Consider the following 9,553-nt stretch of genomic DNA (forward strand, 5'->3'; position numbering starts at 1 on the left):
TAGAGCGGGTAGATGTTATTAATAATAAACTTGTTTTCAACAAGGATGTGGAAAACGGAAGCTAACTCTATGAAAAGAAAAAAATATGAAGTATAGTAATTAAGGATATGTCGAAATATGGTTAATATTGTGTTAGTTTTGTGAATTAACTCCATACGAATCATTGAAAAATTTCTAATACGGAAAGGAAGAACTTATGATGGGTAAAAAGTTTGTTTCCAGAGGAAGCATGCTACTCGTAATCTTCTGTATGGCAATCATCGTATTTTTAAATAGTCAAAGCGTAACTTCAGCTAATATAATTCCAACACCTATCTTTGCATCTGAGGATACAACGATCATTTACGAGGGTATTAATGCTGGCTTGATTTATGAGGATGGAAATCTCGGATATCTGGATGTTGGCTATCAGGGAATATATGGTAATCCTATAGAGGCTCAAGTATTGCTTAAGTATGATTTACCGCCAATCCCTGCAGGATACGAGATTGAAACGGCAAATCTATATATTCCTGTAACAGGCGGCAATTTTCAACCAACAACTAATTTTTCGCTAAAGGTTTCTACGAGCACCAATCATAGTTGGACCCAGGATAGCAATATAACTTCGCCGCCAGCTCCAACTTCGGGTTCTACGCATACAAGACTATTAGCCAGTACTGTCCCCCAACATAAACCTACGCTAGCTCCCTTTAACTTTACAAGCTATATAGTAGATGAATCCTTGAAGACTGATCCTAGAGCAACCTTTATTTTATCGGGAATGAATGCTCAAGAAGCGGCAAGTAATGGAATAAGCTATCTTGATCATTATATTCAGATGACCGAAACGAATATGGGCGATGGCACTTTAGGTCCGTATTTGATCATTACGTATTCGCTACTCCCTGATATTGAAATAACAGGCGTGACGGACGGCGGTCTTTACAATACAAATGTTACGCCTCAATTTAATGCAGGAACAGCGACATTAAATGGCAGTCCTTTTGTAAGTGGAACGACAGTCTCCAGTGAAGGCACCTATACGTTAACCGTCACGGCGGGCAGCCAACAAGAAACCGTACAATTTCGAATAGATAAGACTCCTCCTAGCGGGATGGTTATCGTAAATCTAGGCAACCAATACACGAATAGTTCGGCTGTATCTATTTCAATAAGTCCAGATCCCGGAGTAACGGATATCACGCATATCCAATATTCGGTTAACGGAAACCCATTTACACAGATATCTTATGTACCAAGCTTTCTTCTAACAATAGGAAGTAATGATGGAGATAAAGTATTAACATTCAAGTTAGTTGATGGTGCAGGGAACGCATCAATTGAATATGAAAGAACTATAACACGGGATACAGTAGCGCCAACAGGCTCTATTGTTATTAATAATGGCAACGTGTATACAACTAATTCTGGAGTAACGCTTAATCTATCTTTAGGTAACGGTGTAACAGACGTGATAGGAGTGCAATTTTCTAACAACAACTCTACCTGGTCCGGTATCGAAGCCTTTAGTACTAGTAAAAGCTATATGTTACCAGCTGGGGATGGAAATAAAACGGTGTATGTACGTTTAATCGATCGAGCAGGTAATATTACCATAATACAAGACAGCATCATTTTGGATACAACACCGCCCACTGGTACGGTCGTTGTGGGTAATGGTAGTGCTTATACAAATAACTCCAACGTATACGTTAATATAACACCTGCAACAGGCGTATCGGATATTGCAAGTATTCGCTATAGTATCAACGGAGGATCACCAACGACAATTGCGTATACAAGTAGCTTCACCATCAACCTAGGCAGCACAGATGGACTAAAGGCAATTACGCTTCGACTCATTGACAATGCAGGTAATGAATCGCCTGTATACAATTCAAATGTGACGTTAGACACCGAGCCTCCAACAGGAACAGTAGATATTAATGGAGGTGCTGCTTATGCAACAGCCCCAGAAGCGACGCTTTATTTGACTTTAGGAGCAGGCGTCACGGATGTAGCGAGCGTACAATTCTCGAACGACAACCTTACGTGGTCAAATGAACAAGCATATAGCGCAAGCATGAGCTATACGCTGCCGACAGGTGATGGCAGCAAGACGGTTTATGTTCGTTTCATTGACCGGGCAGGAAATATGGGCACGGCTCAAGCAAGTATTGTACTGGACACGATAGCGCCGACAGGTACGTTAACGCTTTTAACGCCAAATATAACAAATGAAACTACCGTATCATTCACAGTAACAAGCAGTGATGCAGATTATATGGAGTTAGGTGAGATAGGTCAAGCTTATAGTGCTTCGACTGCCTATAGCAACGGCCCACTATCGTATACGCTGAAGGAAACAGTGGATGGCGTGAAAACATTACGGGTTCGTTTATCTGACCTGGCAGGGAATACAACCGTGCTTACGTTGGACGTAACGCTTGATCGTACGGTTCCAACAGGTGCGGTGTCCATCAATAATGGCAATGCCTACACGATTGATTCGAATGTTATCGTTGAAATAACGCCAGATGCAGGCGTCACGGATATTGCAAATATTCGCTATAGCATAAACGGAGGAACAGCAACGACAATTGCTTATACGAGCAGTTTCCAGATAGACGTAGGTAGCACAGATGGATTGAAGGCAATTACCATTCGTCTCATTGATCATGCAGGCAATGAATCCCCTGTATACAGCTCAAATGTGACGTTAGATACCGAACCGCCAACAGGAACAATTGCGATTAATGGAGGAGCTGCTTACACGGCAGATCGTGAGGTAACTCTTGAGTTCGCATTAGGAGCAGGCGTAACGGATGTAGCGAGCGTACAGTTCTCGAATGACAACCTTACGTGGTCGTCCGAACAAGCATATAGTGCAAGCCTGAGCTACACGCTGCCGGCAGGCGAGGGCAACAAGACAGTTTATGTTCGTTTCATTGACCGGGCAGGAAATACGGGTTTGGCTCAAGCAAGTATAGCACTGGACAACACTGCGCCAATCGTTACGGGCGTAGCGGATGGAGAGAGCTATGACTCCTCTCGAACAATTGCCTTTAATGAAGGGACAGCAACATTAAACGGCAACGTTTTTATAAACGGCTCGACTGTGGACGCCGAGGGCTCCTATGTGCTTGTCGTTACGGATGAAGCAGGTAATTCAATCACCCTTACGTTCAGTATCTTCAAATATCGAGTAAGCTACGACGGAAATGGAGCTACGGAAGGGCTTGTACCCGTTGATAGTCATACTTATGAAACTGGGAATACCGTTTCAGTCGTTGATCATATTGGAAGTCTCGTAAAGACTGGATTTACGTTTATTGGTTGGAATACTGAACCAGATGGAAGCGGGACAAGCTATGTCGCCAATGATACTTTTACGATAAGCGCAGTTAATGTCACGCTGTATGCAGTATGGGAAATGAATCATTATACAGTGTCTTTTGAGTCCGATGGAGGAAATGTCGTGGCAAATCAGACGAAATCATACAATGAATTGGCAACAGAGCCTGATGTACCAACGAAGTCGGGATTTACATTTGGCGGCTGGTATAAAGAAATTACATTAACAAACCAATGGAGCTTCGACAATGATCGAGTCACGGCGAATACGACATTGTATGCAAAGTGGATTGCGAATAATTCCTCTGGGGGCTATGTGCCACCGCCAATACTTCGTTCTACGGTATATTTTGAAACAAATGGCGCGGGCGTTATAGGCAGTCTCGTTATTGTGAATGGTTCAAAGATAACGGAGCTTCCAACACCAGCTAAGGAAGGATTTATTTTTGGAGGCTGGCATCACGATGCAGCATTGACCCAAAAGTGGGATTATGAAAAGGATCGTGTGACAACAAACATCAAATTGTATGCGAAATGGATTGCAGTCACGACACCAGATCCGAAGCCGGTTGTGAATTTTAAAGACATCTCGGGACATTGGGCACAAGAAATGATTGAGGAATTGGCTAGTCAAGGCATCATAACCGGGTATGCAGATGGCTCGTTTAAACCGAATGAATCCATTCAGCGACAACATATGGCTCTGATATTCATTCGTGCTTTCGAGCTCGAGCCCGTACGTGAATTGGCATCGTTCTCTGATGTATCGCCTAACCATACGAATTATGAAGCCATCTCGTTACTGCAGCAAGCCGGAATCGTAGATGGAACAAATGGCAGATTTAATCCAAGCGAACCCGTAACACGGGCGCAGATGGCCAAAATTGTGGCGCTTGCCCTTAAGATCGAGTTAGGCGGAACAAGTACATTCCAAGACGTTCCATCTACGCATTGGAGCTATCCTTATGTCGCTGCATTAGCAGAACTAGGGATTATACTAGGCGATAACGGCAAATTCAACCCGGATGAACCCGTTACGCGCGCGCAGATTGTCGCAATGATGTACAGGGCATTGCATCTAAAGCAAGAAGTTGCACTGGAGGTTTAGCTAGGGATTGCGGAAATTTCAATCCAACGTTCTTGTATTCACGAAAACGCCCAGCCCTAGATAGCTCTTATCTTAGGCTGGGCCGTTTGTTGTCTGAGCTTCTTCCTAGATTGTACATCTGACAACTTTGATCAAGATTCCAACTCTATTTTTTACTTTGGTATAAAAACTCAACTTCACCATCTAGCAAATATCGATATTCAAATAATTGCATTGTTCTTTCCCTGATTCTCTCCCGTATAACCGTACCTAGGCTTACCGATCCTTGTGATCCAAGGTAATCATTATTAATAAATGTCTTCTCTACAAATTCTGTTTCCCTTAAGTGATACTGTAACCATTCTTTCTGCGATTCAATTAGTGTTTCTCTTGATTCTCTATCCAACTTAGAAAGAAGCTTTTTATATATTTGATTCAGCTCTTTATCCCAAATCTCTGTATATTTGCTTTCCAAAGCCCCCCATCCCAATGTTGTAATAATCTCTTTGGAATTTTGAAATTCATTAAATTCCACTTCATAATCATGATCTATAGGATTTCGAAGCATTTCATCATAAAATTCTCCAGTCAAATCATAGTTCCCAATGTTCATGGATAACACTTCATTGTTAGAAGGATCTGATCGACCTTCAGTTATTTCAGAATTCATTATTGATTTAGTCTCGCTGTTCAAAGTAGTCGATTGACTACTATTTTGACAAGATGAAAACATTATCGTAATAAAAAATAATAAGAGTATCTTACCTTTCATAAATGATCTCCTTAAGTAGCATAGCTGCTCCAACAGTTAGCTCAATTCTCTGCTTTACCACTAGCGATGATACGGTTCCATCCTCGTCAACGCTTACTTTGATTCAGAAGAAGATTGTCGAAAAGGGTTAAGAAACAACTTCGGAATGTCTGTTTCAAAACGCAAGAGATGACCTTTTGTGGGATGTATAAAAGCTAACACTCGAGCATGGAGACCGAGTCGTCTAATTGCATTTGACGTCGAACCATATTTTTTATCCCCCACAATGGGATGCCCTATGTCTTGCATGTGGACGCGTATTTGATTTTTTCGCCCTGTTTCGAGTCGGACTTCCGCTAAGGTAAAGTTATTATTGGATTGAATGATTTTGTAATGTGTTACAGCATGTTGACCGTCATTCGGACGATGACTGGAATACATTTTTAGTGTGCTGCTTTCTTTCAACCAAGACGAAATCGTGCCTTCCGTTTTCTTGATCTTACCTTCAACCAGTGCAACGTATGTACGCTCCTTTACGGTGTCCTGCCAGGAGTTCTGAAGCAATTGCTGAACCCTCTCGCTCTTGGCGAACATCATCACACCGGAAGTATCACGATCTAGACGATGAACGACAAAAACCCTGCTCCGAGGATCTTTAATTCGAACATGAGCCATCAGCTGCCGGTAGGCTGTCATTTCGTCTTCTTGGGTAGACGCGATCGATAGCAAACCGGCATCCTTCTGAATGACGATGATATCCTCGTCCTCATGCAGGATAGATAGACCAACGAGCAGCGGTTCTTCAACAGGCTTATCCTTTCGAATAGTAACCGTTTGTCCAGGCACAAGGGGACAATTGTATTCTGTCACGACCCGTTCGTTGACCGTTACTTGTCCGCGGGCTAGTATGGCTTTAACGGAGTTTCGGCCTTGTTTGGATAGTTTCTCCAACAAAAAAAGCAGCAGTTCCGTCGGTTCTTTGACGGTATACTGACTGTAATTGGGACGGTTGACTTTAGGGTAGTTCGTTTTTTTCTTATGCATAATCAGGACCTCCTGCTTCAACTGGTTAGTGAATAGTACTCAACATGACTCGTATGTAGAAACATAGCAACCGGCTGCGCCTATTCGATACGGTAGCTACGTCAAGCAATACCTTGCAATCTTTAGCCTTTAAGCCGCTGCATGAGCGATTTCGTGTTCACTATATCATTTATAGATTCGGAATGCTATATGAGGACGTTTCCTACAGTCAGGTGGAAACGTCCTGTATTATAAAAAAAAGAGCGCTTGACCCAAACAGTATCGCGAGACACTGGGCTCAAGCGCTTTTTAACTATTTTTCTATACGTTCAATCCTGTGAATCTGCGGTCCTGTACGTTCGTCCTTGGAATGAGTCACTAAATCAAATCGGACTTTTGAAGAAGCCTCTCGATGATCACAGCAACCTCAGCCCTTGTAATGTACGCTTTAGGGGCGAGCACCGTGCTGCTTCTTCCCGAAATAATTCCCGCTTGTATGCTATCAGCAATGCCGGACTTTGCCCAAGTTGAGGCATCGCCAGCATCCGCAAACGAGAACAAGCTTTCATCAATGGATTTCGTTGCAAGGCTTTGTTTCAAACCAGTGATCTCCATCGCTTTGCTGATCATGACCATCGCTTGTTCGCGCGTAATCCGGTCATTCGGATGGAAAGATCCGTCTTCAAAACCGCTGATCAACTGATAAGTATAGGCAGTATTAACCATACTGTTGTACCAAGCATCCGATTTCACATCGGAGAAGGCGCTCGTCCCGTTAACCGGCTTGAGTCCGAGTCCGCGAACAATAATGGCTGCAAATTCTGCTCGGGAAATGTTGCGATCGGGATCAAAAATCCCCTTGCCTGTGCCCCCAATAATCATCCGAGAGCCCATCGCATGGACCGCTTTTTCAGCCCAATGGTTCTTAACATCTTGAAACTCGAGGTTATGTTCTACAACCGCGAAGACACCCTCAGAAAGACTGTTAATTTCTGCATAATATTTACCATCAACTTTAATGACTTTAGTGGGCGCATGCCTAACGGAACCATCAGGTTCGATAACGATGCCTGTCGTAATTGTGTGTGGATCAACGCCTTCCGGAATCGCAATCGTTCTTTTCGCATAAACGTTGAATCTCGGTGCTTCGATGGTCTGATCTCCATAGACGCCATGTATCGCAAAGCTTAGCGGCTGAGCAATAAGAGAGAATGATTGTTTGGTTGCTGCGTTTTGAACAACACTCATCATATCCGAGGCAGACACAGACACTTCGATTTGAATCTTGATGTCCTGCAGGGCTACCGACTTATCGATTTTCTCAGCTATACTCTCAATATTGATTTGTTGCGCTGGAATCGTGTACTTTGCGTTCAGGGACTCGAACACGATAACCGCCTGCTTTTGCCCCAAATCTTTGACAAGTTGGCCGTTTAACACTGCAATCACCGCGTCGGCTTTTGCACTTGTCACAATTTTAATGACGGCATTTTGACCTTGCTGCTCTATCGTATCTTCCAGCTTTTTCGAATCGACTACTATGGAGGCAACGGTTCGTCCATTAACAGTAGCGATGTTGGTTTTCCCTGCGTTTATCTCTTTGCCGTTCACCCACACTGGCGTTCCGGTTTCGGCGACTGTACCACCCGGAGCAGATGGTGACGTACCGCCGTTATTAGGGTTTGTCGGCGCTATCGGCGTCACTGCATTGGACAATGCGGAAGATTCGCTTTTTCCTGCGTTGTTGATTGCCCTTACCACAAAGGTATACGAGATGCCGTTCGTAAGCCCAGTCACCTTAATTGGACTTCCCACACCCTCAACGGTAATATTCCCCGGCGTGGACGTGACTTCATAGCCTGTAACCGCGCTGCCTCCATTCCCTGCCGGTGCAGTAAAGCTGATCGTTGCTTCACCGTTTCCTGCGATTACCGTTATTCCCGTCGGTGCTGCCGGAACAGTGGCCGGGATGGCACTCGCTTGATTGGAATAAGCTCCTTCCAAACTGCCGTTGAGCGCCTTGACTGCAAAATAATAAGTTGTACCGTTGGCTAGGCCTTTAATAACTGCAGTGTTATCGGCTTGACCAACTGCAAGAATTTCTGCTCCATAATTACCAGCTGCCGTACTTTGATAAATTTTATATCCCGTTGAGCCAGGCACCGGACTCCATGCAAGACTAACCTTACTGTCTCCTGAAGTTGCACTTAGAACCGTTGTTCCTGGTATAGGATTCACCGTCAGCGTCGCGCTGTTTGATACAGCATCAGGCGATGCCGCTCCGCTAGCTACTAACCGATAAGCGTAACTGTTCATAGCTGCCGTTGCTCCAGTAATCGTCAGGGTCGGCGTGGTCGCTCCGCTGTACGGCGCTCCATTGGTTATGTTCGTGAAGCCGGCTCCTTGATCCACTTGCCACTGATAGCTTGTTGCATCAGACGCTGCTGCCGTAAAGGATGCTGTACCGTTCTCATCGATAGTTGTATCGCTTGGCTGGCTCGTGATTGAAGGCGGTGAGTTTACTGTCAGCGTCGCACTGTTCGACATCGCGTTAGGCGATGCTAACCCGCTTGCTACTACCCGATAAAGGTAACCGCTCATATCTGCCGTTGCTCCGGTAATCGTCAGAGTCGACGTTGTTGCTCCGCTGTACGGCGCTACATTGGTTATATTCGTGAAGCCCGCTCCTTGGTCCACTTGCCACTGATAGCTCGTCGCGTTAGACGCTGTCACTGAAAAAGTTGTGTCCACTCCTACGCTTATTATGCTGCTACTTGGCTGGCTCGTGATCGCAGGCGGCGAGTTTACTGTCAGCGCCGCACTGTTCGACGTCGCATTAGGCGATGCTAACCCGCTTGCTACTACCCGATAAAGGTAACCGCTCATATCTGCCGTCGCTCCGGTAATCGTCAGAGTCGACGTTGTCGCTCCGCTGTACGGCGCTCCATTGGTTATATTCGTGAATCCCGCTCCTTGGTCCACCTGCCACTGATAGCCCGTCGCGTTAGACGCTGTCACTGAAAAAGTTGTGTTACCTCCTGCGCTTATTGTCGAACTGCTAGGTTGAGCTGTGATCGAAGGTGGCAAGTTCACTGTCAGCACCGCATTGTTCGACGTCGCATTAGGCGTTGCTAACCCGCTTGCAACTACCCGATAAAGGTAACCGTTCATGTCTGCCGTTGCTCCGGTAATCGTCAGGGTCGCCGTTGTTGCTCCGCTGTACGGCGCTCCATTGGTTATATTCGTGAAGCCCGCTCCTTGATCCACTTGCCACTGGTAGCCCGTTGCGTTAGACGCTGTCACCGTAAAGGTTGTGTTACCTCCTGCGCTTATTGTCGAACTGCTAGGTTGAGCTG

4 protein-coding genes are annotated in these 9,553 nt (G+C 45.0%); 1 reads left to right on the plus strand and 3 read right to left on the minus strand.

Features of this window, described 5'->3' with window-relative positions:
- Positions 1 to 196: 196 nt before the first annotated feature.
- Positions 197 to 4,444 carry an InlB B-repeat-containing protein gene (locus ACFVTB_RS03240; RefSeq protein ID WP_387745092.1) on the plus strand — a complete coding sequence of 1,416 codons (4,248 nt, stop codon included), beginning with the start codon at positions 197 to 199 and terminating at the stop codon, positions 4,442 to 4,444.
- Positions 4,445 to 4,589: 145 nt separating this feature from the next.
- Here ACFVTB_RS03240 and ACFVTB_RS03245 read toward each other — a convergent pair whose 3' ends face one another.
- The 3 genes from ACFVTB_RS03245 to ACFVTB_RS03255 all read right to left on the minus strand — a co-directional run.
- Positions 4,590 to 5,195 carry a lysozyme inhibitor LprI family protein gene (locus ACFVTB_RS03245; RefSeq protein ID WP_387745095.1) on the minus strand — a complete coding sequence of 202 codons (606 nt, stop codon included), beginning with the start codon at positions 5,193 to 5,195 and terminating at the stop codon, positions 4,590 to 4,592.
- Between the two features lie 93 nt (positions 5,196 to 5,288).
- Positions 5,289 to 6,218, minus strand: a complete 930-nt coding sequence (locus ACFVTB_RS03250) for an RluA family pseudouridine synthase (protein WP_387745098.1) — start codon at positions 6,216 to 6,218, stop codon at positions 5,289 to 5,291.
- A gap of 357 nt (positions 6,219 to 6,575) precedes the next feature.
- Positions 6,576 to 9,553 (minus strand): S-layer homology domain-containing protein (locus tag ACFVTB_RS03255; RefSeq protein WP_387745101.1); only part of this gene is annotated, 2,978 nt, incomplete at its 5' end.

Source organism: Paenibacillus sp. NPDC058071, from assembly GCF_042885235.1.
In the GTDB taxonomy this organism is placed as follows: domain Bacteria; phylum Bacillota; class Bacilli; order Paenibacillales; family Paenibacillaceae; genus Pristimantibacillus.